Here is a 23742-nt window from a genome sequence, read left to right as displayed (position 1 = left end):
TTACACTCTCATCTACAAGGATCAAATTAACGCTTACCTATGAAAATATTCGGTGTCTGATTTGAGGGTAGATTACATCATTCCAAGAAGTCTTTTTTGGAAAATCATGTATGATTGACCTTGCATCTGCACACGCTACTTTCGAGGTGAGGTGGCGGATGCGGTTGTGGTTAAAGAATTTAATTCCAGACTTCGTTTATCATAATAAAGACTTTAAGTTGTTACTACTTACGGGGGGCTTGTATGCATTAAGTACAGCGCTCTCTAATACGTTTGTGAACGTTTACTTATGGAAGCAATCTGAAGATATTTTAGCGATAGCTTTGTACAATTTAGCTTCGGTACTATTCCAGCCGCTGGCGTTTTTTTTAGCGGGGCGCTTGACGAAACGCCTTGATCGTACGACGGTCTTACGGATTGGGGTTGGAATGCTAGCAGTATTTTATTTAGTTGTGTTACTAGCTGGAACAAATGCCAGTCAGATGCTTATCATTCTCGGAGCGATTTTAGGTCTTGGTTTTGGTGTTTATTGGCTTGCGTTTAACGTATTAACATTTGAAATTACAGAGCCTGAGACGAGAGATGTCTTTAACGGGTTTTTAGGGTTGTTCTCGTCGTTTGCGGGGATGATTGGGCCATTTTCAGCCGGGATCATTATTCACTATTTTCCTGGGTTTGTTGGCTACCAGACGATCTTCGCAATTTCTCTATTATTGTTTGCGATTGCGGTCGTGTTATCGTTTTACTTCAAACGCAGAAATTCGTCAGGCATTTTCAGGATTAGTAGTGTGTGGCAACGACGCCATGAAGATGATAACTGGAGAAGGATTCTCTTTGCGCATTTTTTTCAAGGGTTAAGAGAAGGTGTCTTTGTTTTTATTATAGTGATTTGGATTTATACGACGACAGGAAGTGAGATGGCGCTTGGGACGTATGGATTGATTACGTCAGCGATTTCGTTTTTTGCATACTTTCTTGTTGGTCGCTATTTAAAAGCAAAGTATCGTAAAAGTGGTATTTTAATTGGTGCGTTATTGCTTTATCTTTCACTATTTATCATCATCGGCGATCAGACGTTTACCCGCCTGCTTATTTATGGGATGATCATTTCATTTGCATATCCACTCGTGTTCGTTCCTTACGTTTCAATGACGTACGACATTATCGGGAAAGCGTATAAAGCTGCTTCTATGCGCGTTGAATACCTAGTGATGCGCGAATGGTTTTTAAACGCTGGACGTGCGTTTTCAATTGTTGGATTTATGGTTGCCGTCCAATATATGGGTGAAGAGCGTGGCATTATGTTTACCTTGCTTCTCTTTGGTGCAGGGCACTTGTTTTTATATATGGCCATCCGTCCGATCGCTTTTGGACGAGCTGCGAAAAAACAACAAGAGTTCTCATCAAAAGGGATGGAAGATGCAGAGCGGCAGTCGTAGTCACAAAATCGTCGTTTATCGCTAAAGACCCTCGTGATACAATAAGAACGGTTATGTTGAACACACAAGAGGGGAGCTTACATAATGGTGAATGATCGACGAAAAAATCACATCCCTTTTCGATTAAATGTGCTATTTTTCGGTGTGTTTATTTTATTTTCTGTGTTGATTTTAAGGCTAGGCTATATTCAAATTGTTGAAGGCGAGTCTTACGATTTAATGCTAAGTCAACAAGAAGAGCAAACAGCAAATGTGGATGCACCGCGGGGGTTAATGATTGATCGCTATGACAATGTCGTTGTAGATAACGATTTGCAACTATCCTTGACGTATACAAATACACCGCGTAATGATCTTGAGCGTTATGAAATTGCGCATCAACTCGTGGACTATTTAAACATTGAAGATGAGCAAATTGAATCTGTGAATGCAAGAGAATGGAAAGATTATTATCTTTACAAAGGTTCTATGGAAGAAGACGGACCGATCTCGACACACGTTTCTAGTCTAACGACAGATCAAGAAGCGAACGAATTGGACGATGATGAGTTTTATCAATTGCAATTAAATCGATTAGACGAAGAAGAGATTGCAGATAGCTTTGCATATGAAGAGCAACAAGCAGTTGTCATTTGGGCTGAGATGCTTAGCGGATACAATTATTCTCCGAATCGAATTGCAAGAAATTTAAGTGAAGAAGAAGCGCATCGACTCGGTGAAGTTTTGCATGATATGCCAGGGACGGATATTTTACGAGATTCTGAACGAATCTATCCTTACGGTAATTCATTTAGACGCCTATTTGGTGGGACAGGTAGCATTCCAGCAGAACAGTTGGATGGGTATGTTGGTCGTGGATATGAACGAAGCGACACGGTCGGCACGTCGTTTTTAGAGTCACAGTATGAAAATGTGTTACGTGGCGAAAAAGCAGTCATGCGAACGGATGCAGAAGGAAATGTAACGACAGATCCTGGTCGTCGTGGCAATGATTTAATCTTAACGATTGATATGGCATTGCAACAAGAAGTAGAAGAGATTATCAATCAAGAAATGACAGGATCATTTATTGCCGATCGAGAAGCGTATGTCATTATGATGGAACCTAACACAGGAGAGATTTTAACGATTGCAGGATATGAAGGTGAAAACCTGGGTGCGACGACGAGTACCTTTGAAATGGGTTCAACGGTGAAGATGGCGACGATGTTAGCTGGTTATCATCACGGAGTTGTTGATCACGGCACGGTCGTTCGAGATGCACCGATTACAATCCCAAGCTCGCCGACCATTCGTTCTTGGCAGACGATGGGATACATTAACGATATCGATGCCATCCGAAGATCCTCGAACATTTATATGACAGAAATCGCAATGAGACTTGCGGATTATAACATGTCTACGAATAGTTGGGGCGCATTATCAGAGTCTTATCAAGCACTGCGGGATCATTACCGACAGTTTGGATTAGGAACGGAAACGGGAATTGATTTACCGAGTGAATCAACGGGTTTAATTGGAAACAACCAACAAGGTGAGGTATTGTTCTTAAGCTTTGGACAATATGATACGTACACACCAATGCAACTTGCGCAGTATACCGCAACGATGGCAAACGGTGGAAAACGTATGAAACCTCAACTCGTTCGTGAAATTCGTGAACCGAGTAACGGGGAAGAAAACTCAGGAGCAATCGTAAGACAAAGTCAACCAGAAGTATTAAATACCGTGGATAATACAGATGCCGATTTTGAGCGCATGCAAACGGCAATGAGACAAGTGATTAGCGTTGGTGGCCAAGGAGGCGGGACGGCGAATAGTTACTTTAATTCTGCTACGTATGAAGCGGCTGGTAAGACGGGAACAGCTCAAATTATGACGAATGGTATGAACGGAAACAACCAATCGTTCGTAGGATATGCTCCTTTTGATGACCCAGAAGTAGCGATTGCTGTTGTCGTACCAAATGTAGCACTCGAACGTGCGGGTGGAAGACAAGGGATTGCGAACCATATTGCACGCGAATCGCTTCAAGCGTATTTCGATTTACAAGAAGATCGAAGTAATCCAGAACAAGAAGAAGATGAAGAAGAAATATACGGTGACCCAGAAGCATAAAGGAAATGAAAATGCCATCAAAGTAGCTAAACTTTGATGGCATTTTCTAATTCGGTTAAGGTGTTGTGAATGTCTCGATAATCTCATCGATCGAGTACTCATTGGTTACGTTATGAAGACCGGTTTGGATTTGCGTTTGTCGTTCTCGTTCATAAAGCGGTTCAATAAATTCATTCGTTGTGCTTATGAAGCCGCTATCAACGAGTAGTTGTGCAACGTCGTCACTCGTCATCCCTTCATGTATAACGACATAAAGTACCGTTTCTTCATTTTGTTCATCAACAATCCGTTCAGTTTCTGAGACAGGGAAATCATAGTCTCGCTCGAGCAATGCATTGTATAGTGTTTCATCGGTATAGTCATCAATTGAACTCGTCGGAGCAGCAGGACGGGCGGTTTCTGAGATCGCGTCACTTTCGTTGTCATCTTGGAAGAAGTATTGAAACGAAATGACAACAACTGCTGCAATGAACAAGCCAGATGCAAGTCCTCGTAATGTGTGAGATGTCATCGTTACGATCCTTTTAGCGATGAAGGAAGCAGATGTAGCACTTCATCTTCACTTAGTTGTAGTTGTTTAGAAATTTCTAATACTGAATGACCGTGTGAGATTTTTTCAGCGATCGTCTGTTTTAGTTGGTGCAATGAGCTCGTTTGTTTTTCTTTTTTTGTTGTAGTGACTAATAATTCTTCTTCAAGTCGCTCTACTTTCGTTTGTAACGTATACACATCACCCATAAGTTGCAACGTATGCTGCTCAACCGATTGATCTTGTTTGACGTCTTGTTTTTGCTTTATTATAGACAAAATAAAGCAGAGGACGCTTAGACTTAATAAGATAATAACGACAATGTCCAACAAGATCCCCCCTTTTTTTAACGATAGTGCCATTATACTACGTGATGTGTACAACTTCATCTTGATTTATTGCCTAAAAACTGTTAGTATATGTTGGTATGATTGCGATGATAGGAGGGATACGGATGCGCGTTCAAGTAACACTTGCATGCACGGAAACGGGTGACCGCAACTATATAACAACAAAAAACAAACGTACGAATCCAGAGCGTATTGAATTTAAGAAATATAGTCCAAGACTACAAAAGCATACGCTCCACCGTGAAACGAAGTAAGCAGCAGATTTTTTGCTGCTTCTTTTTATATGGAAAAAAGGTGAGGATACGGTGAATGAAAAAGAAATTCTTCGTAAATCGATACTAAATGCTCTTAAAACAATGACAGATGATGAGTTAGAACAAAGAGCTGAACCATTATATGAGCGCTTCATGAAGCAACCAATTATTCAAGATGCGAAAACAGTGGCGCTAACAATAAGCATGGCACATGAGTTGCCGACGAGGCCACTCATCGAGAAGCTATGGTCGTTGTCAAAAACGATTGTCGTACCGAGGGTCACGTGCTCTAAAGCAAGACTGATGGATTTTTACATACTTTCATCCTTTGAAAACTTAGTCACGTCTTCGTTCGGTGTGTTAGAACCGGACCCAACGACAGCAAAACAGATCGACAAAGCGTTAATTGATGTCGCAGTCGTGCCAGGTGTTGCCTTCAACAATAAAGGATATAGAATTGGCTATGGCGGTGGCTATTACGATACATTTCTAGAAGAGTATCCTAGCATTGCGACGATTAGCTTGCTATATGATTTTCAATTACAACAGAAGGTCCATGAAGAGCCTCATGACCAACGTGTGGATCACTTAATCATTGAAGGTGATAAAGGATGATGATATATAGTAGTGCAATTGCTCTGATTGCCATCGTTGCGTATCGTTTTAAATCGTTAACAGGTTTAGGCGCACTGACTGCGTTTTTGATCGGGGTATTAATTGCTTATTTCTTCGAAGTTCAAGGGTTAATCATATTAGCGTTATTTTTTATTACGAGTACGGTGTTAGGGAGGTTAAAAGCTTCTTCGTTTACTCGTGAAAAGGAACAACGAACATCGCTTCAAGTGCTCGCTAATGGCGGAGTTGCAGCTGTCGCAGCCTTGCTCGTGCCTTTTTTTGGCGACATTGCGGTGTACCTTTTTCTAGCATCACTTGCTGCTGCGACGAGCGATACGTGGGCCACTGAAATTGGAAGGCGTTATGGCGGAAAACCGTTTCATTTAAGACAAATTTCCAAAGATGAAATCGGTCGTTCGGGTGCGATGACGATTATTGGGACGATCGCTAGTCTAGCTGGCAGTTTCCTTATCGCGATTGCAGGTTTTGCATTGTTTTCGTTACCTGCCATTTCAATTGTGATTATTACGTTGGCTGGATTTATCGGTGCGTTTATTGATACGGTCGTTGGTGCTTTTATTCAAGAAGAACGTCGTTGTGTCGTTTGCGGTGACTTAACAGAGGACAAGCATCACTGTGAAAGGCAAACGGTGTTCGGCCGTGGTGTACCAAAGATCACCAATAATGTCGTCAACTTCATATGTACGAGTTCGGCGGCGCTCATCACTTTGCTATTTGTATAGTGTTTTTCTTTTTAAAGCAAACTAAAAAGAAAAAGGTGATGAGCAATGAAAAGACTACTATGTTTTCTACTCGTAATGGTCGTTACGACGATTCTTTATCAATACCGACATGTGTTTATTAATAAATTACTTATGAATGAAGCGAGAAGACGTTTTATCATTTCTACGATGATGAACATAAAACCGATTCGTCGGAGAATGTTAGCACGTTATTCTCCATTTCAATAGGAGATATTGTTCGCAACTATTCGTCAACTGCCTTAGTATTAGAGATAAGGGAATGAATAGATAAAGGATGAATGCAATGGAGGTTAGAGATCAAGACGTTCTCTTTTGGGAACTCGCCCATCATCTCGTTACTAAGAATAACTTTAAAGCCTTACACGTGAGTGGCGATCGTAAGCAACTATGGCTTGAAAGAGAGACCGACCACGACGTTACGGTCATCAGTATGTCTAAGATTGATATGGCGTACAGTCGTGGTCTAGAAGACCACATGAAAGAAGTGGCCAATCAATTTCAAGTGCTAAAGAAACCACCAAGAAAAAAAGAAGTGAATTACTATCATCTCTACGTAACGTCAATTGCACCAGTAGACAATTGGCAACAGAAAACGAATGAAATTCTTTATACAGATGCAAGCAAGAAGCGGCCTGTTATCACAAAATTGTTTGCCGCTTCAATTGGTGCACATCATGGGGACGACATCACTCGCTTTTTAGAAACCATTCAGGCAAGTGAAGGCTTTCCGACAAAAGAGCAGATGTTGCCTGATCACGAACAAGTAAAACAGCATCAAGTGACGAGAAAGCGCATTGAAGTTCTCGATGAGTTGGAACGTGAACAAAAAGAAATTCAAAAAGTTTTCGCCTACGGAAAGCCTAGGTTTACGATGGTGCTACTCGTACTCATCGCAACCGTCTTTATTCTTATTGAAACGCTCGCTAGTTCTCAAGACGTGTTAGCGTTGATTGATTTTGGGGCAAAGTACAATCCAGCGATCGACAACGGGGAAGTATGGCGTTTTGTCACATCGATGTTTTTGCATATCGGCATTTTTCACTTGTTAATGAACGCATTAGCGCTGTTTTACTTAGGGAATGCGGTTGAGCGAATTTATGGTACCGGACGATTTGTGTTTATTTATTTCGCAGCTGGAATTGTCGGTTCAATTGCGAGTTATGCGTTCACATCCCAAGTATCAGCAGGTGCAAGTGGAGCAATCTTCGGTTGTTTTGGAGCGTTATTATACTTTGGTCTCGTATATCGTGACTTGTTCTTTAAGACGATGGGAAAAAGCTTGCTCATCATCTTAGCGATTAATATTGTCTTTGGAACCGTTGTTCCGATGGTTGATAACGGTGCGCACATGGGCGGATTACTTGGCGGGTTTTTAGCCGCATCCATCGTCCAGTTACCGCACGTTAAACACGGATTACGAAGAGTCATTGGAGCGGTCGCATTAGTGGTCGTTGCCGCAGGTGTTTTTACATACGGGTACGTTAGTGAATCTTCGGTTAGTTCACTACCCCTTGTGGAAATGCAAATTAGCCAAGAATTAATGGAAGAAGAGCGTTTTGACGAGGCGTATGATGTGATGTCTGAAGTAATTGATCATACAGAAGCTCCCGAAGCGTACTTCGTCATTGGTAACAGTGAAGTGGGTCGACACAATTATGAAGAAGCATTGCACTATTATGAGCAAGCCGTTGCAGGGAATCCTGAATTCCATGAAGCGGTGTACAACTTAGGGTATACGTACTATCAACTCGGTGATGCAGAACAAGGCCGTGAGTACGTGGAGCAGGCGATGGAGATGAACCCGGACAATTCTCATTATGAGGATTTCTATGAGCGGATGGAAGGGTAAATATCTTCTCACGTATTCATTAAATCATCAAAGTTACGACGTTTACTAGACGTCGTAACTTTTTTTGATCGATTTTTTGTGAAGTTGCATTCACAACCGATCTCTTCCGAACCTGCAATCTTGCTTTGGTATTCAAAACGTAGCAGTCTTAAAACAAATGACAAGTCTTCGTTTTTCTGTGCATACACATGTACGACCTAAACAAAAAGGAGCCCATAATTATGATTGCTGCGTTTATGGTTGCTGTTGCCTTTGGGGCAATGCTCGTACATCAACGTGTCACGGATGTCGAAAAATGGATGCTATTAATCGTCCTCTTGTTTGGAGGTTGCGGTTATTTAGGGTTAGTACTTGCGAACTCTTACTTTGCGTTTTTGTCGCCATCTTGGTTAAGCGGATTTTGGTCAACGTGTACGATCATCTTTATTACTGCAGCTGTCGTTGGTTATCATCCGTATTACGGGTTTTTTGGACGGAAAGATGTACGGATTTGGGCGAGTATGCTCGGGTTATTTTTCTTAACAGGGGCGCTTGTGAACGTCTGGTTCTCGCAAATCCTCACGTTTATTTTACTTCTTATTATATTTGTCATTGGATTGTTTGCAGGATTTTATTTACAAAATCTACTCTCCTTACAATGGTCGCGTTTTCGGTATTTACCTTTTGTTCCTCTCGTATTTCTAGTTTTCGCGACCGCGGGAAAGTTGCTATAATGTAGCTATGGAAGATTTTAAAAATGTGTATGATATACGTCAATTCTTAATGAAATACAACAGTGTCATTTATACGAGAGATCCAATTACCGATTTATACTTAATGGAGGAAGAACTACGAGCGCTCTACGATGTCAAACTGATTGACCCAAAGCGCTACATGCACGGCAAGTTATTGCTCGGTCGTGAAGCAGAGCGCCTTCAAGCCGAACACAACAAAAAAACAGACGACATGGAGGAGTTATGAACGTCGTCGTAATTGGGGTGGATATTGGCGCGAGTACCATAAAGTTAGGCGCATTTACGACCTTGGGTCAATTGCAATACAAATGGTCGATCAAAACAAATGTTGCAAATAACGGTGAGTCCATTGCAAGTGATATTGCAACGAGTATAAAAAGTCAAATGCGAACGAGCGACAAGCTTTTAAGCATTGGTGTCGGTGTTCCAGGTTTTGTTCCTGCAAAAAGTGGCGTTGTTCACGGTGCAGTAAACGTTGGTTGGAAAGAGTACAACCTCAAGGCACGGATTGAACGACTGCTGGATGTTTCGGTCTTTGTGAACAACGATGCGAACCTAGCAGCGCTCGGGGAATATTGGCAAGGAGCAGGCCAACAAAGTGAAACACTCTTACTCGTAACGCTCGGTACAGGTGTTGGTGGTGGCATTATTCATCGTGGAGAAATAATAAATGGCCCAAATGGTACAGGTGGAGAGATTGGACATGTTACAATAAAGCCAGGAGGTAGACTTTGCGCGTGTAATCGACGTGGCTGTCTAGAAGAATACATAGGAACAAAAGGATTTGCGAATACGTTGCGTGACAAATTAAGTGAAAAACGTAACGTTACAACCGAGCTTGAGTGGGATGACTCTGTCGAGTCCATTGTAAAAGCTGCAAAATCTGGTGATCACGTCGCACTTGAGATTATCGAAGAGTGTACGTATTATTTAGCACTTGCTCTTGCAAACGCTGTCACGCTAATCAATCCGAACAAAGTACTGATTGGTGGAGGGATTTCAGCTGCTCGCGATTCGCTCTTTCAGCCACTTCGTAAGCACTTTTCTCGTTTTGCACTGCTTGAAACAGACCCTAAGACGTTAATTGTGCCTGCAAAACTGGGCAATGAAGCCGGGATTTACGGTGCAGCAAAGCTGGCACTAGATCGTCACAGCGCAGAGATTAATCATCTGAGAGGAGAATGAATCAAATGAATAAAGCGATATCAATTGTAGGTGTTCCGATGGACCTAGGACAAAGTCGAAGAGGAGTGGACATGGGTCCAAGTGCAATTCGGTATGCAGGCGCAGTCGAACGAATTGAGAATTTATCGTACGCAATTGAAGACTGTGGAGATATTTTGATTGAACGTCCTACTGAGAAAGAAGCATCTCCTTCCAACTTAAAACATTTACATACTGTTGTTAACGCAAGTCTTGCATTAAAACGTACAGTTTCTGAAATTGTAGAAAATGGCAAATTCCCGCTCGTTTTTGGCGGGGATCATAGCATCGCGATCGGATCACTCGCAGGAATTACGCCACATTATGAACAACTCGGCGTTATATGGTATGATGCTCACGGAGACCTTAACACTGAAGAAACATCCCCATCAGGGAATATCCACGGCATGCCACTTTCGGTAGCGCTCGGACGGGGAAATAAGCAGTTAACTGAACTTTTTCAAGATCATCCTTTAAAAGAAGAAAACATCGTATTAATCGGTGTTCGTGCGTTAGACGAAGCTGAGAAAGAATTTATTAGAACGTCTAATATTACCGTTTTTACGATGCATGAAGTGGATCGCCTCGGAATGACTGAGGTGATGTCACGTTCGCTTAAACATCTTGAACATTGTGATGGCATCCACCTAAGCTTAGATCTAGATGGTCTAGATCCACTGGATGCTCCTGGAGTCGGGACGCCTGTTGTAGGTGGACTGTCTTATCGCGAGAGTCATCTTGCGATGGAAATGTTGCACGAGTCAAAACGCATCACGTCGTGTGAGTTTGTTGAAGTAAATCCGATACTTGATGAGAAGAATAAAACAGCAGAAGCTGCCGTTGCTCTGATGGGTTCGTTATTTGGTGAGAAGTTAAAATAACTGGAGGGGACAATTGTCTCATGGAAGCAAAAGAATACCGCATTGAACGAGATTTTTTAGGGGAAAAACACGTTCCGGTTGATGCTTATTACGGCATTCAAACGGTACGAGCGATGGAGAACTTTCCAATTACTGGCTATCCGCCACATCCTGCACTAATTCAAGCATTTGGTTACGTGAAGAAAGCTGCAGCAATGGCGAACCGTGACGTTGGAAACCTGAACGAGTCACTTGCAAGTGCAATTATCCGCGCATCAGAAGAAGTCATTGAAGGACAACATAACGGTGAATTTGTCGTTGATGCTATTCAAGGTGGTGCAGGAACTTCATTTAACATGAACGCAAATGAAGTGATTGCCAATCGAGCAATTGAAATTTTAGGATACGAGAAAGGCGATTATATGAGATTGAGTCCAAACACGCACGTGAACATGGCTCAATCAACGAATGACGCGTTTCCAACGGCGATCCATATTTCAGCTCTAAAGCTTTCAAAAGGCTTGCAAAACGCGTTAGATGCGGTCATTGATACATTAGAGAAAAAAGAAGCAGCATTTGATGATGTCATTAAAATGGGACGTACACATTTGCAAGATGCCGTACCAATTCGTCTCGGTCAAGAGATGGGTGCGTATCGTCGCATGTTAGAGCGCGATCGTGGACGTATTCGTCGTGCGCTTGACAACTTGTATGAAATTAACATGGGAGCTACAGCCGTTGGGACAGGCTTAAATGCTCAGCCAGAGTACATTAAAACAGTTTCTGAGTATTTAGCGCAACTGACGGGTCTTCCACTCGTAAGTGCGAAGCATCTCGTCGATGCAACGCAGAACACAGACGCTTACACAGAGCTATCTGGCTCGTTGAAAGTCCTTGCCATTAACCTTTCAAAAATGGCAAATGACTTGCGTTTAATGAGTTCAGGACCGAAGACAGGCATTAATGAAATTAACTTGCCTGCACGCCAACCAGGCTCTTCAATCATGCCAGGTAAAGTGAATCCGGTCATGTGTGAAGTTGTGAACCAAATCTCATTCCAAGTAATCGGAAACGACCAGACAATCTCATTGGCTTCAGAAGCGGGGCAACTTGAGTTAAACGTAATGGAACCAGTGCTCGTATTTAACTTGTTGCAATCTTTATCCATTCTTGATAATGGATTAACCGTCTTCCGCAAGTATGCACTTGAAGGCATGACTGCAAATGTGGAACATAGTAAAGAGCAAGTTCATCGTAGTGTCGGTATTGTAACGGCCATTAACCCTCACGTCGGTTATGAAGTCGCTTCGAGAGTCGCAAAAGAAGCACTTTCAACCGGACGTTCAGTGAAAGAGATCTGCCTTGAGCGTGGCATTCTTTCTGAAGAAGAACTCGATGAAATTCTAGATGCACAAGAAATGACAAACCCAGGTATTGCTGGTAAACGTTTCATGGAATAATACATGACAGAGCTGTCTCGTAAATTACTTACGGGTCAGCTCTTTTTTTAGTTATTGTCGGTCAGTGATACTGTATGTTTAGAAAAGTAGGAATTCCCCATCGAGAAATGCTCCAACAATCCCTATACTAAGAGTTCATTATAGTTTATTAAGGTGGTGAAGAAGTGAAGCAATTAAAACGATTCGTCTCGTTCGTTTTTCTAATTATACTTGTTCCCGAACTAGCTAATGCAGAAGATTCAAACGATCGAGTAACAAATCTCGCTCTTGAGATGGTTGGAGAAAATCAACAAGAGTTTTTAACGTCTGAGTTTGTCCAGTATGTGTATGAAGAAGTGATCGGTGTTCATCTACCAAGATTCGCAAGAGAACAACAACAAATGGGACAAGCCATCGAGCGACGTGACTTACAGTCTGGCGATGTCGTATTTTTCCAAGGCTCTTCTTTGATGTCTGGGATTTACATTAACGATGGACGCTTTGTGATTGTCACGAGTGAAGGCATTTCAGAGCGCAATTTTAATCATAGCGATTATTGGTCAGACGCCTATCATGGCGCGGTGAGATTTAGTCAAGACGAGGAGATTGATCCGGCAGCGGAACTGGCTTTAGAAAACGTTGGTGAAAACGATCAAAGCTTCATTACCTCAGAGTTTGTTCAGTTTATTTATGAAGAAGCGAGAGGGATTTCGTTGCCTCGCGCAGCAAGTGATCAATGGATTGAAGGCGATGACGTTGACGAATTACAATCGGGAGATGTTGTGTTTTTTCAAGGCAGCTTCTTAATGTCTGGCATCTATATCGGAAATGGACAGTTTGTCATCGTAACGACTGAAGGTATTGTCCAACGAAACATGGAGACGAGTAGTTATTATCAAGATCGATACGTCGGGGCTAAACGATATGATGGCGATTCATCCCCGCCTACGGATCATGACATTGTGCAGTTGGCACGTGAACTCATAGGTACACCGTATAATCGCACTGGTTCAAGTCCAGAGGAAGGGTTTAATTCAGGCTCATTTGTCTATTACGTGTACAAGGAAATCACCGGAAGTTGGCTTTCAAAACGAACGCCAGCATTGTATGAAGCTGGTATGGAGGTTGAACGAGAAGACCTGGAACCAGGGGACCTCGTCTTTTTCGAAAATGATGATGGGGAGTTGATCGCTGGAATCTATTCAGAAGATGATCAATTTGTCATTGCAACGTCATCTGGCGTTGAAGAGCGGCATTTGGATTACAATACGTATTATTCGGACCGTTATGTCGGTGCTGCACGTTATACCGATGACAGATTGGAAAAATCAAATCCACTGACCTATGAGGAGCATGAGAACCCAATTATCAGGGAGGCGATGAACTATATCGGAACGCCGTATTTAATGACCGGAAGTACGTTGGATGCATTTGATTGCTCCTTTTTTGTACAAATGGTTTTTAGGGAAGCGATGGATGTTCATTTACCCCGAATCAGTTATAAGCAATGGGAAGTCGGAGAAACAATGCTTCCTGAAGGCACGGACATTAATGACGTTGAATTAGATGAAGAATTGCGTCCTGGAGATGTCTTATATTTCTCAGGAACGTGGCAAGAAGGCATCTCTCACACTGCCATTTATTTAGGAGAAGATTACATCATTCACGCAACAGGAGAAGAAGGACAGACAACGATTTCTTATATGAGTGAGTATTGGCGAGATCATTTCACCGGAGCAAAACGGTTTGATGATTTGACGATCCAGTACGACAATGAGGCGATTTTTGAAGCTTATCAATTGCTAGGCACGGATTATAAACAAGGTGGTACTACCCCAGATGATGGTTTTGATACAGGAGGGTTTGTACAGTACGTCTACAACGAAGCTTATCATTACGAGCTTCCTCGTTTTGGGAGAGAACAGTGGGAAGAAGGAACAGAAGTTTCAATTGAAGCAGCTGAACCGGGAGATCTTCTGTTTTTCCAAGGTTCGAGCATTATTCCCGCTCTGTATATCGGAAACAATCAAATGATCGTGACGACCGTTTCAAACGGTGTAACGGTGATCGATTTGACAACGAGTGAATACTGGCCACCTCGTTTAATCGGTGCAAGAACGTATAATACAGATCGACGTGACCTTGAAGTCGTTCAAATTGCAAGAAGTTATATTGATGAATCGTTTGTTGATACGTCGGCAACATTTATGCAACAGCTGTTTTACGAAGCGTCAGGCATTGAATTACCAGATAACATCGATGACTTACAACAAACGGGTGAGAGCATCCATGTTGAAGAACTAAACGAAGGTGACCTTCTGTTTTTTGAGAATCCGAAGTTAGTTGGAATTTACACTGGTGATGGTCAATTCATTACAATTGTACAAGATCAAGTATCTGAACAATCATTAGACGGAGAACAGCGATGGATTGATCGATTTGTAGAAGGAAGAACGATGAATGACGTGTGAAACGTTAGCTAGTTAAACGTTCTGAATACATTTAAACGAGCTCATCGAATTCTTCGATGAGCTCGTATTATTAAATTGCCTAATTGCTGTCTGAGAGATTAGCTAGCAAATACTTCGTTAAGTTTCGCAATCGCAAAATCAAGATCTTCTTTCGAGATCGTAAGAGGTGGCGCAAGGCGTAGTACATTTTCGTGTGTTTCTTTACAGAGCATGCCTTTTTCCATTAAGCTTTCGCAATATTTTCTTGCGGGTTCATGCAATTCGATTCCGATAAACAACCCTCTTCCGCGTACTTCTTTAATGGCAGGGTGCTTAATTTTTTTGCACTCTTCCATAAAATAATTGCCTAATTTTTCGGCACGTTGAGCAAGGTCTTCTTCAATAATGACGTCCATGGCAGCGATGGATACGGCACATGCAAGCGGATTACCACCAAACGTTGAGCCGTGCGAACCAGGTTCAAAGAGGTTGAGCACGTCTTCGTCTCCACAAACCGCAGAAATTGGCATAACTCCCCCGCCAAGTGCCTTCCCGAGAATGTAAAGATCAGGCGTAACATTTTCATGTTCGCAAGCGAACATTTTCCCGGTACGAGCGAGACCACATTGAATTTCATCAGCAATCATCAGTACATTTTCTTTTGTGCATAACTCACGAACGTCTTGCAAAAATCCAGTCGGTGGAATTAGAATTCCCGCTTCACCTTGAACTGGTTCGAACATAAATGCAGCCGTGTTTTCTGTGATGGCAGCTTTTAATGCATCGATATCACCGTAGGGAATGACTTTGATCCCTGGAAGAAGTGGACCGAAGTCTTTTTGGTATTCTTCGTTTGATGATAACGACACGGCAGCGAGCGTACGGCCATGGAAATTATCTGTACAAACGATAATTTCAGCTTGGTTGTTGGCAATACCTTTTACACGGTAACCCCATCGACGTGCCGCTTTAATTGCTGTTTCTACGGCTTCTGCTCCAGTGTTCATCGGTAGAATTTTATTTTTACCTGTTAAGTTAGATAGCTTCTCATAAAATGGTCCAATTTGGTCGTTATGGAAAGCGCGAGAGGATAAAGTTAATCGATCGGCTTGCGCTTTTAATGCATCAATAATTTTAGGGTGACGATGACCTTGGTTGACTGCTGAATAAGCGCTTAGCATATCAAGAAATTCGTTGCCATCCGCGTCTTTCACCCAAGAGCCAGTTCCTTCAGAGATCACGACAGGAAGTGGATGATAATTTGGTGCTCCGTAATGATCGTGTTGTGAAATTAAGTTTTTAGTATTCGACATGTATAGTCACTCCTTTTCTCACCTTTATTCTTATGCAATTTTCAAGCCAACTATAGAAGAGGTGTGTCAAAAAATGCTGGATTTGCTATAATAAAAGAATCAATTGGGAAAGGGGAACGTCCTATGGTTATGAGCCGGGAAAGTGTGTGTCATTTATTATCTTTACTTGACGTTGGCGTCCATATTATTGATCAACGTGGAGTGACGATGTACTACAACGATCAGATGGCAACGATTGAAGGCATGGACCCACAAGACGTCATTAACCGGCCAGTCCAAGAGGTTTTCTCTTTCAAGCGCGTTGAAGACAGTACATTGCTTACGGCGATTCATACAAAACAAAGCTCACGGTCTAGAAAACAATCATACAAAAACGCATATGGTCATGATGTGACAACGATTAATCGGACGAGCCCATTGTATGACGCGGATCGATGCATCGGGGCGGTCGAGTTGTCTCGAGATGTGACACGGTTAGAGCATTATATGGAGCAAAGTGCGACGAAGCGGCAGAGTGAACGGTTTACGTTTGCTGATATTATCGGACATTCGAAAGCGTTGCTTCGTGTGATTGAAGAAGCAAAGCGGGCTACTCGAACGACGTCTTCGGTTTTAGTTATCGGTGAAACGGGGACGGGAAAAGAGTTGTTTGCTGAAAGTATTCATACTGGAAGTGAGCGACAAAACGGCCCATATGTGACCCAAAACTGTGCCGCCATCCCAGAGACGTTGCTTGAGAGTATTTTGTTTGGAACCGCCACGGGAGCTTTTACCGGTGCGAAAGAAAAGGCTGGCTTGTTTGAACAAGCGAATGGGGGCACGTTGCTTTTAGATGAGCTTAATTCCTTGCCGATGGTGCTCCAAGCGAAACTACTACGCGTCTTGCAAGATAAGCGCGTGCGGCGGGTCGGTGCAATTCAAGATCAAAAAGTCGATGTAAGGGTCGTTGCGACGATGAACGAAGACCCGATTGTAGCAATTGAAGAAGGACGACTTCGTCGTGATTTGTATTACCGTCTAAACGTCGTTAGTCTGCACGTACCCCCTCTGCGGGAACGAAAAGAAGACATTGAGCCACTCGTTTTCTCGTTCGTTAATAAATTTAACAAGCGATTCAATTTAAAGATACGAGAAATGAGTGAAGGGTTTATGCACCAGGTGCACGATCATGATTACCCGGGTAATGTAAGAGAACTGGAGCATGTTATTGAAGGAGCAATGAATTTTATCGACGACGAAGATGTTTGTTTACGACAAGAACACCTGCCAAATTATTTTGCAGTAGTAGCAGAACGTTCTGAGTCAGTGACAACATCGCAAACCTTTCATGATTACATGTATGAACAAGAACGGCAGTACTTACAACGTGCTTTACAAGAACATCACGGAAACATTTCGCAAACAGCGAAAGCCATTGGTATGAGTCGGCAGACACTTCAATACCGAATTAAAAAACTAAACATAAAGGAAGATACATGATGCTTCAAAATGGTCTATACGCAATTACAGCAGAGGAGTTGCATCCTGGACGCCCTCTTCTTGAAGTAATGGAAGAAACGCTTCAGGGTGGCGCTAAAATGATTCAATATCGTGACAAAAATGGTTCTAAGAAACAAGTCATCGAGAATGCAAGGGCGCTTTCTGCATTAGCCAAAAGCTACGATGTTCCGTTTATTATGAACGATCATTTAGATGTGGCACTGATTATTGATGCTGACGGGGTTCATTTTGGTCAAGATGACGTTCCGCTCACCGAAGCAAGAAAGCTACTCGGACCGAACAAGCTCATCGGAATCTCTACACATTCACTCGAAGAAGCAGTACGTGCAGAACGAGACGGGGCGGATTATATCGGTGTAGGTCCGGTATTTGCTACGGCTACGAAAAAAGATGCGCAACAAGAAATCGGCCTTACATTGTTACGAAAAATTGTCGAAGGTGTTGCCATTCCAACGGTTGCTATTGGTGGAATTAATCAGCAAAATGCATTGTCAGTCATTGAAACAGGCGTAACACAAGTTGCTGTTATTAGTGATGTGTTACAAGCAACATCGGTAAAACAAGCAGCGCAGACGTTTCAAACTTTATATGATCAGGGGAGAAAAAATGTTTAAAGGTAGCAACAAATGGATGTTAATTATACCAGGGGCGTTAATGGTTTTCCTTTTCGTCGGGGGATACTTTTATGTTTCAAGTGCAGATCGTATTGATCATGAAGAATTAAAAGAGACACTAACGTTAGAAGGGCACATTGAAGAAGAAACGGTATCTGTTCATTGGGACTGGGGAATGCTTCCTGATGGAGAGATTGAAGGCGAAGAGTATGTTGGTGTGATTTTTTATGATGACAACGATGAACAAATTCACGGATCAGAAGTCGTAGATGCATCGGTCACGTTATACCAAAGCGGAAATGAAACGAATGAACTTGAAGGAGATATTGTTGACGATGGTGTTATCTTCTCATTTCCAAACCGTCTAGATGCCTATACTGTATACGGGGTTGAAGGAGAAGCAACAATTGAACTTGAAACAACGGTCGATCGTGCAGAAGTGTATTACTTGCACACGTGGGAAAACCATGCAGGACAACGTGGAGACGACCCATCTTTTGAAGAGCCACCGTTCCCTGGTATGGACGCTTATGATTATTTCTACTGGGTGAAAGAAATAGAGATCACGAACTAAATTGAACAGCTTAAAAAAGACTGCAGCAAATGCATTTTGCTGCAGTCTTTTTGCTGTTTCGTGAGTGCTTATAAATGATGTGAGTCTAAAGTCTTGTTTCGATTGAACGATGATTGGGTAAAGTTACCTACTTAATTGAAATTGGAGGGCTTTTTAAATGTATCGAATTACCATTGTAAACGTTGAGCATAAAGTGATTGGCATTCATTGGACGAGTGAATTAACTTCAGAAGGAGTTGAAGAAGCTAATCGTGACATTGAACGACTCATTCAACAATTCTCTACACCAGGATTTGATGTGCTCGTTTATATGCAAGATGTCACTGCATTCCAACCAGAAACGCAAAAGGCAATCGTATCCCATCAGGAATGGCTATTAGAAGTTGGCATGCAACGAGCAGCTGTGATTGTAAAAAGTCAAGTTGCTAAATTACAGTTAAAGCGAACAACAAGGCAATCCAAACATAAACGAGAATTGCATTTTTTGACTGAAGACGAGGCGTTGTCATTTTTAATAGAAAACCCCGTGCATGAACAAATCACCTAAGATTAACTCAAAAAATAATGCAAAAATTAAGAAGTTGGATTACTCTAACAGAAACAACTAAACATATTGAGGGATCGTTATGTGGGTAATCGTAGGGGTTGTTGCTATAGTAGCAACGATTACTAATCTTTGTATGTACAAATCAGGTAAGGATTATAAGCTTGCCATGGCGATGGGGTTGTCATTTACGGCGTTAACACTTTGTGCAGAATATAGTCTTGTATCAGAGTGGGTAAAAGTCGAAGATTGGGCAGCTTTATTGGACGTCGTACCGGGTATGGAGAGAGCTTTATGGGTTTTTACAATCGTTTCTATTCTACTAAATATAGCTCCAATTATTTTGGAGCGAAAAGCTAAGAAATAAAGACAAGCTAAACAAACAGAACTCCTGCTTTTGTGGGATTCTGTTTTTTAGTATTGATCGTAAGCGTCATATTCTTTTCCGAAAATAGAACAAAACAAAAGAAGGAATCTGTAGTTCATTGTCGAATCTTTACGGTTGAGAGAGTTGACAAGAAGCTAGAAAGGAAGGTGAAGCGTTGGTTGGGATTGTGTATGAAGATGTTCATTCACTATTTCAAGCGGCATTTTTAGAACGTGCGACAGATGTACACTTTCATCCGCTTAAAGAGCAAACAATCGTTTATTTTCGGAAGCAAGGTGTTTTAATGGAACATAGTCGCCTACCCCGTAAGCTTAGCGATAAGCTTATTGCACATTTGAAGTTCCAGTCAGGCATGGATATTGGGGAGCGAAGGATGCCTCAAGACGGTTCGCTATCGTTTCAGTTTGGTGAAGAACACGTTGCGATTCGGCTTTCAACGATGCCCATTACTTTTGGTGAACGCTTAGCTGCTCGATTACTTCCGCTTTCAAATCAATATCAAATCGAGACCGTAACGGCGGACGTTAACGCTAAGAAACAACTGCAGCAATTTTGTACACTTACCCACGGATTAATTCTACTCACAGGACCAACGGGTTCTGGTAAGACAACAACGATGTATGCCCTTCTTGAAGAAGTATCAAATGATCAACTCCGCCACATCATTTCTGTAGAAGACCCTATTGAAAAACCAAATCCACTTTATACCCAATTGCAAGTGAATGAACAAGCTGGACTAAGTTATGCGAACGCATTAAAGGCGGCGCTTCGTCACGATCCGGATGTGCTGATGATCGGAGAAATTCGAGATGAAATTACCGCCAAAATTGCAGTGAGAGCCGCAATGACAGGTCACCTCGTGCTCACTTCATTACACACGAGACATCCTGCAGGTGCACTCGTGAGATTGATGGAATTCGGCCTTAGTGCCAATTATTTGTATGAAAGTGTCGTTGCAGTTGTATCTCAAACGCTAGTTACTCATCCGTCAGGCAGGGTGGCATCTTATCAGTTTTTGAGTGGCGAGCCTTTGCTATTGCAAATTGCACGTTGCCAAGAACAGAATTTACTTGATCATGAATTGCCACTCGGTACGTATGTATGAAGAAAAAGTGGAAAGCGAGTGACAAAGCGAACTTTTTCTTGAATTTAAGTCGGCTGCTTGAGCGAGGGTACACGTTGCATCACGGCGCGTCGTTATTAGGAATACAAGACGGTCCCTATGCGAAATCAATCATTGCGAATTGGTTGACGGCACTCGGGGAAGGAAAGTCGTGGGGAGAGGCGTTGGAGCGGTTAGAATTGCCTAACGATATTCAAGCTTATTTATTTTTTTCGGAACGATATGGACGACTAAATCGAGGGTTTTATTACGCTGGACGGATGTTAAAAGAGCGTGAAAAAATCAAACAACAATTCATGACGATTGCACGATATCCAATTTTGTTAATTTGGATCATCGCAATGTTATTCTCCTTTATGGTTTTCTTCGTGTTTCCTCAATTCGAAGCTTTATTTCAAACGATGGATATTGAATACCCCGCCATTACAACGATGACCTTCCTATTCTTTCAATCCATTCCTTATGGTTTCCTTCTGCTTTTGATCGTGATCACGATCGGTGTGATCTATTATTATGGGTCATTTAAGAACAAAACGAGCCTACAACAATATCATCTCATACTAAAAATCCCTCTCATCAACCGACTGCTTCGTATGTACTTGACGTATTCGTTTAGTCTCCAGTTCGGGCAACTGTTAAAAGGAGGACTGCATGTTTTAGATGTGCTTACTGTGTTTGTCGACCAAAGCCGTCTGTCTATTTTTAAAGAAGAAGGAGAACGAATGAAAGAAGAATTAAACGAAGGATTGCAGTTTCCAGACGTTGTCGTCAACAGTGGCTGCTACACAGCAGAGTTTAAAGAAATTATTCAACACGGTCAGCAAACGGGAAAACTTGCAGATGATTTGATTCACTATAGTGAAATGCTCTGGAAGGATCTATTACAACGTGTGCAACAAATCACGATGACGATTCAACCGATTTTATTTCTCGTTATTGGACTGTTTATGTTGTTGCTCTTTCTGTCTATATTCTTACCGATTTTTCAATTGATTACGTCGATCGACGCCTATTAAAGGAGGGCAATATGCTCATTCATGAACAAAAACGAAGTGAAGTAGAACATGCACTTGAACGACTTGAACAGCGGATGCACCGACTTGAAATACAGCAATGTTTAGACATAGAACTGCTGCTTAAACGCATGTATGAGAGGGAACAGCGATGATGAATCTAATTCGGCGTTTTTATCATGATCAAAAAGGGTTTACGCTCATTGAAATGATGATCGTGTTGCTAATTATTTCGATTTTGTTGCTCGTTGCGGTTCCGAATATGGTGAAAAATAGTGATGTGGCCCACTCAAAAAGTTGTGAAGCGACAATCGATCTGATTCAATCTCAAGTCGGTAGTTTTTCAGTGGAATCGGGGAAGAAAGCTGAAGACATTACATTGAACGATTTAGAAGGGTATGTCGAGCGAACAACATGTTCAGACGGTACAGAGTTAGAAATTGTCAACGGCATTGTACGTGGAAAAACGTCTAATTCGTAACGAAGGCTTTACGCTCATTGAAATGGCGATTGTCTTGTTGATCGTAAGTATTTGTGCGTTCGTCTCAGTCGCTATTTCAACGGAGTTAATGAAACAACGAGCAACAGATGCGTTTATCGAGCAATTCGTCACGGATTTGTATTTTGCTCAGCAACAGGCGATGGCAAATAGCCAAACCGTACATGTTCATGTTCAAACAGAAGCATTGCAATATGAAGTGAAAATGGATGAGAAAGTTCTTACGTCCCAACCGTTCCCTGAAGACATGAGAGCTGCGGGCTTAACGATGGCACCAGATCTCATTATGTTTAGAACGAATGGCAACTTGCGGTTTTCAGGCTCATTTCAGTTTGAAGGGAAACGTCACAATTATCGATTTGTGTTTTTAATCGGTTCAGGGAGATTTTATTATGTTAAATCAAAGTCAAGGGTTCACACTCATTGAAGTTGTTTCGGCGTTGTTGTTGCTGTCCATTTTAAGTGCCAGTATGATTCCCGTCTTACATGCGATTTATGAAGAGAGAGCTGACGTGTCTCATGAATTTAAAGCAATCTCCATGCTCATTAGTGATGAAAAGACGACCGGAACGATGTATCAATCGTTTACCGATGGTGAAACACAATGTCTCTCTTGGGAGCATTGGCGTAAAAGGGAGCGATTCGTTTGTCTCGAACTTCCGTAAATAATCAAGGGTTTACGTTACTTGAAACGGTGATTGCGATGATGATTTTCTTTTCAGTTCTTTATGTTGTCCCACTTTTATATGGGGCGATTAATCCGCCACAAGCTGAACGGAGTGAGCAACGTCAAGAGCTACTCGTCTTATTCCAACAACTTCAAAAAGAAAGCCTATACAGCGTGTCTTATGACATTCCAAACCCGCACCGTTTAGAAATGACCGATGTCGAAGGGACGGTGCGAACGATCCAAATGCAAAATAATCAACTGATTATGAGAGTAAACAATCAAGGTCATACGATTATGTTGAACGCTTTAGAGCGCTTTGAAGTGAAACGAGGCAATCGTGGGGTCGTCATAACAATTACCCTTCAGAATGAGCGTCATTCGCTTGCTCTTTCAGACGTGATCATCGAGAAAGGAGAATGGCTATCGGTGAAAAGGGAGCTATAATGCCGTATATTCTCGTATTATGCTTCGTATTCAGTGCGCTCGTTGCAACGCAAGCGCTCCTCTTTTTGACTGAAAAACAAATGGTTACGTCGTACCAGCATTATATGCAAGCCTCATTGCTCATCGAGAAGTCAAAAAAAGAGTGGTGGCGCCAGTTTGAACGTGGTGATGACAAACGAGCGGGAACGTATCACTATGATTCTGGAACCGTGAGTTATACACAAAAAGCAACAAACAGTGACTATGATGAAGTTGTGATTATTGCAAAGTTGAACACAGATACGGTAGTTAATCATCGTTTTTTTATAAAGCGGTTATACGTTGAAGAAGAAGTAGAGTAAGAGATTCAATATAAATTTAATTCTTTCTAAGTAGATTGTAAAAAGAGAATTATTAACTTCAACCTAACCTCTAAGTCCTTATGTGGGGGTTAGGTGGTTTAAACTTTTAAACTAC

Annotated in this window: 29 protein-coding genes; 26 read left to right on the top strand and 3 right to left on the bottom strand. The window is 42.0% G+C overall.

Annotated elements, in window-relative coordinates; translation table 11 throughout:
* The first annotated feature begins 158 nt into the window (after nt 1-158).
* Together JOD17_RS13675 and JOD17_RS13670 are read left to right on the top strand one after the other, a co-directional pair.
* A complete protein-coding gene (locus JOD17_RS13675; protein WP_204698433.1) occupies nt 159-1439 on the top strand; it encodes an MFS transporter in 1281 nt (426 codons plus the stop codon).
* 84 nt (nt 1440-1523) lie between these two features.
* Entirely contained in the window at nt 1524-3557 is a 2034-nt protein-coding gene (locus JOD17_RS13670) for a peptidoglycan D,D-transpeptidase FtsI family protein (RefSeq protein WP_204698432.1), read from the top strand.
* 55 nt (nt 3558-3612) lie between these two features.
* On the opposite strand, the gene JOD17_RS13665 is transcribed toward JOD17_RS13670, so the two are convergent.
* Nucleotides 3613-4068, bottom strand: coding sequence for a hypothetical protein (locus JOD17_RS13665; protein ID WP_204698431.1), 456 nt, complete (start codon nt 4066-4068; stop codon nt 3613-3615).
* Between the two features lie 2 nt (nt 4069-4070).
* Nucleotides 4071-4415, bottom strand: a complete 345-nt coding sequence (locus JOD17_RS13660; protein ID WP_204698429.1) for a hypothetical protein — start codon at nt 4413-4415, stop codon at nt 4071-4073.
* A gap of 125 nt (nt 4416-4540) precedes the next feature.
* On the opposite strand from JOD17_RS13660, the gene rpmG reads away from it, so the two are divergent.
* The 11 genes from rpmG to JOD17_RS13605 all read left to right on the top strand — a co-directional run bounded on the left by rpmG (nt 4541) and on the right by JOD17_RS13605 (nt 14625).
* Nucleotides 4541-4690, top strand: coding sequence for a 50S ribosomal protein L33 (gene rpmG, locus JOD17_RS13655; protein WP_042413522.1), 150 nt, complete (start codon nt 4541-4543; stop codon nt 4688-4690).
* A 51-nt stretch (nt 4691-4741) separates the two neighbouring features.
* The gene (locus JOD17_RS13650; RefSeq protein ID WP_204698427.1) at nt 4742-5305 is read left to right on the top strand and encodes a 5-formyltetrahydrofolate cyclo-ligase; all 564 of its coding nucleotides are present in this window, start codon (nt 4742-4744) and stop codon (nt 5303-5305) included.
* Nucleotides 5302-6048: a DUF92 domain-containing protein gene (locus tag JOD17_RS13645; RefSeq protein WP_204698425.1), complete on the top strand. Its 747-nt coding sequence runs from the start codon at nt 5302-5304 to the stop codon at nt 6046-6048. The genes JOD17_RS13650 and JOD17_RS13645 overlap by 4 nt, the downstream gene beginning before the upstream one ends.
* Nucleotides 6049-6093: 45 nt before the next feature.
* Nucleotides 6094-6276, top strand: coding sequence for a hypothetical protein (locus JOD17_RS13640; protein WP_169963144.1), 183 nt, complete (start codon nt 6094-6096; stop codon nt 6274-6276).
* A gap of 76 nt (nt 6277-6352) precedes the next feature.
* On the top strand, nt 6353-7918 hold the full coding sequence (locus JOD17_RS13635) for a rhomboid family intramembrane serine protease (RefSeq protein ID WP_204698423.1): 1566 nt from the start codon (nt 6353-6355) through the stop codon (nt 7916-7918).
* 221 nt (nt 7919-8139) lie between these two features.
* Nucleotides 8140-8631, top strand: a complete 492-nt coding sequence (locus tag JOD17_RS13630) for a hypothetical protein (RefSeq protein WP_042413540.1) — start codon at nt 8140-8142, stop codon at nt 8629-8631.
* A gap of 25 nt (nt 8632-8656) precedes the next feature.
* Nucleotides 8657-8878 (top strand): YqgQ family protein, encoded by a 222-nt coding sequence (locus JOD17_RS13625; RefSeq protein WP_204698421.1) that lies wholly within the window; start codon nt 8657-8659, stop codon nt 8876-8878.
* The gene (locus tag JOD17_RS13620; RefSeq protein ID WP_204698419.1) at nt 8875-9837 is read left to right on the top strand and encodes an ROK family glucokinase; all 963 of its coding nucleotides are present in this window, start codon (nt 8875-8877) and stop codon (nt 9835-9837) included. The genes JOD17_RS13625 and JOD17_RS13620 overlap by 4 nt, the downstream gene beginning before the upstream one ends.
* Nucleotides 9838-9842: 5 nt before the next feature.
* Nucleotides 9843-10736 carry an arginase gene (rocF, locus tag JOD17_RS13615; RefSeq protein ID WP_204698417.1) on the top strand — a complete coding sequence of 298 codons (894 nt, stop codon included), beginning with the start codon at nt 9843-9845 and terminating at the stop codon, nt 10734-10736.
* Nucleotides 10737-10756: 20 nt separating this feature from the next.
* Nucleotides 10757-12175 (top strand): aspartate ammonia-lyase, encoded by a 1419-nt coding sequence (gene aspA / locus JOD17_RS13610; RefSeq protein ID WP_169963128.1) that lies wholly within the window; start codon nt 10757-10759, stop codon nt 12173-12175.
* A 164-nt stretch (nt 12176-12339) separates the two neighbouring features.
* Nucleotides 12340-14625 carry an NlpC/P60 family protein gene (locus tag JOD17_RS13605; RefSeq protein WP_204698415.1) on the top strand — a complete coding sequence of 762 codons (2286 nt, stop codon included), beginning with the start codon at nt 12340-12342 and terminating at the stop codon, nt 14623-14625.
* Nucleotides 14626-14723: 98 nt separating this feature from the next.
* Here JOD17_RS13605 and JOD17_RS13600 read toward each other — a convergent pair whose 3' ends face one another.
* A complete protein-coding gene (locus tag JOD17_RS13600; protein WP_204698413.1) occupies nt 14724-15917 on the bottom strand; it encodes an ornithine--oxo-acid transaminase in 1194 nt (397 codons plus the stop codon).
* 123 nt (nt 15918-16040) lie between these two features.
* Between JOD17_RS13600 and JOD17_RS13595 the strand changes: the two genes are divergently transcribed.
* From JOD17_RS13595 to comGG, 13 genes are all read left to right on the top strand, one after another.
* Nucleotides 16041-17396 carry a sigma-54 interaction domain-containing protein gene (locus JOD17_RS13595; RefSeq protein WP_204698411.1) on the top strand — a complete coding sequence of 452 codons (1356 nt, stop codon included), beginning with the start codon at nt 16041-16043 and terminating at the stop codon, nt 17394-17396.
* Nucleotides 17393-18031 (top strand): thiamine phosphate synthase, encoded by a 639-nt coding sequence (gene thiE, locus JOD17_RS13590; RefSeq protein WP_338028799.1) that lies wholly within the window; start codon nt 17393-17395, stop codon nt 18029-18031. The genes JOD17_RS13595 and thiE overlap by 4 nt, the downstream gene beginning before the upstream one ends.
* A complete protein-coding gene (locus tag JOD17_RS13585) occupies nt 18024-18605 on the top strand; it encodes a hypothetical protein (protein WP_204698410.1) in 582 nt (193 codons plus the stop codon). Before thiE ends, JOD17_RS13585 begins: the two co-directional genes overlap by 8 nt.
* A 157-nt stretch (nt 18606-18762) precedes the next feature.
* Nucleotides 18763-19152, top strand: coding sequence for a hypothetical protein (locus JOD17_RS13580; protein WP_204698409.1), 390 nt, complete (start codon nt 18763-18765; stop codon nt 19150-19152).
* A 79-nt stretch (nt 19153-19231) separates the two neighbouring features.
* Entirely contained in the window at nt 19232-19516 is a 285-nt protein-coding gene (locus JOD17_RS13575) for a hypothetical protein (RefSeq protein WP_204698408.1), read from the top strand.
* 175 nt (nt 19517-19691) lie between these two features.
* Nucleotides 19692-20642, top strand: a complete 951-nt coding sequence (comGA, locus tag JOD17_RS13570) for a competence type IV pilus ATPase ComGA (RefSeq protein ID WP_204698407.1) — start codon at nt 19692-19694, stop codon at nt 20640-20642.
* Complete coding sequence (comGB, locus tag JOD17_RS13565; protein WP_204698406.1) at nt 20639-21676, top strand: competence type IV pilus assembly protein ComGB; 1038 nt, start codon at nt 20639-20641, stop codon at nt 21674-21676. Before comGA ends, comGB begins: the two co-directional genes overlap by 4 nt.
* Nucleotides 21677-21687: 11 nt before the next feature.
* Entirely contained in the window at nt 21688-21828 is a 141-nt protein-coding gene (locus JOD17_RS13560; protein WP_193745335.1) for a hypothetical protein, read from the top strand.
* A complete protein-coding gene (gene comGC, locus JOD17_RS13555) occupies nt 21825-22154 on the top strand; it encodes a competence type IV pilus major pilin ComGC (RefSeq protein WP_204698405.1) in 330 nt (109 codons plus the stop codon). Before JOD17_RS13560 ends, comGC begins: the two co-directional genes overlap by 4 nt.
* Nucleotides 22132-22599: a competence type IV pilus minor pilin ComGD gene (gene comGD, locus JOD17_RS13550; RefSeq protein ID WP_204698404.1), complete on the top strand. Its 468-nt coding sequence runs from the start codon at nt 22132-22134 to the stop codon at nt 22597-22599. The genes comGC and comGD overlap by 23 nt, the downstream gene beginning before the upstream one ends.
* Entirely contained in the window at nt 22565-22837 is a 273-nt protein-coding gene (locus JOD17_RS13545; protein ID WP_204698402.1) for a prepilin-type N-terminal cleavage/methylation domain-containing protein, read from the top strand. The genes comGD and JOD17_RS13545 overlap by 35 nt, the downstream gene beginning before the upstream one ends.
* The gene (locus tag JOD17_RS13540; RefSeq protein ID WP_204698400.1) at nt 22819-23286 is read left to right on the top strand and encodes a competence type IV pilus minor pilin ComGF; all 468 of its coding nucleotides are present in this window, start codon (nt 22819-22821) and stop codon (nt 23284-23286) included. The genes JOD17_RS13545 and JOD17_RS13540 overlap by 19 nt, the downstream gene beginning before the upstream one ends.
* The gene (gene comGG / locus JOD17_RS13535) at nt 23286-23627 is read left to right on the top strand and encodes a competence type IV pilus minor pilin ComGG (RefSeq protein WP_204698399.1); all 342 of its coding nucleotides are present in this window, start codon (nt 23286-23288) and stop codon (nt 23625-23627) included. Before JOD17_RS13540 ends, comGG begins: the two co-directional genes overlap by 1 nt.
* The last annotated feature ends 115 nt before the right edge of the window (nt 23628-23742 follow it).

It is taken from the genome of Geomicrobium sediminis (assembly GCF_016908595.1).
Classification (GTDB): Bacteria; Bacillota; Bacilli; order Bacillales; family Marinococcaceae; genus Geomicrobium_A; species Geomicrobium_A sediminis.
The sequence above is the reverse complement of the archived record's forward strand: the minus strand, read 5'-3'. Positions and strand labels throughout refer to the sequence as shown.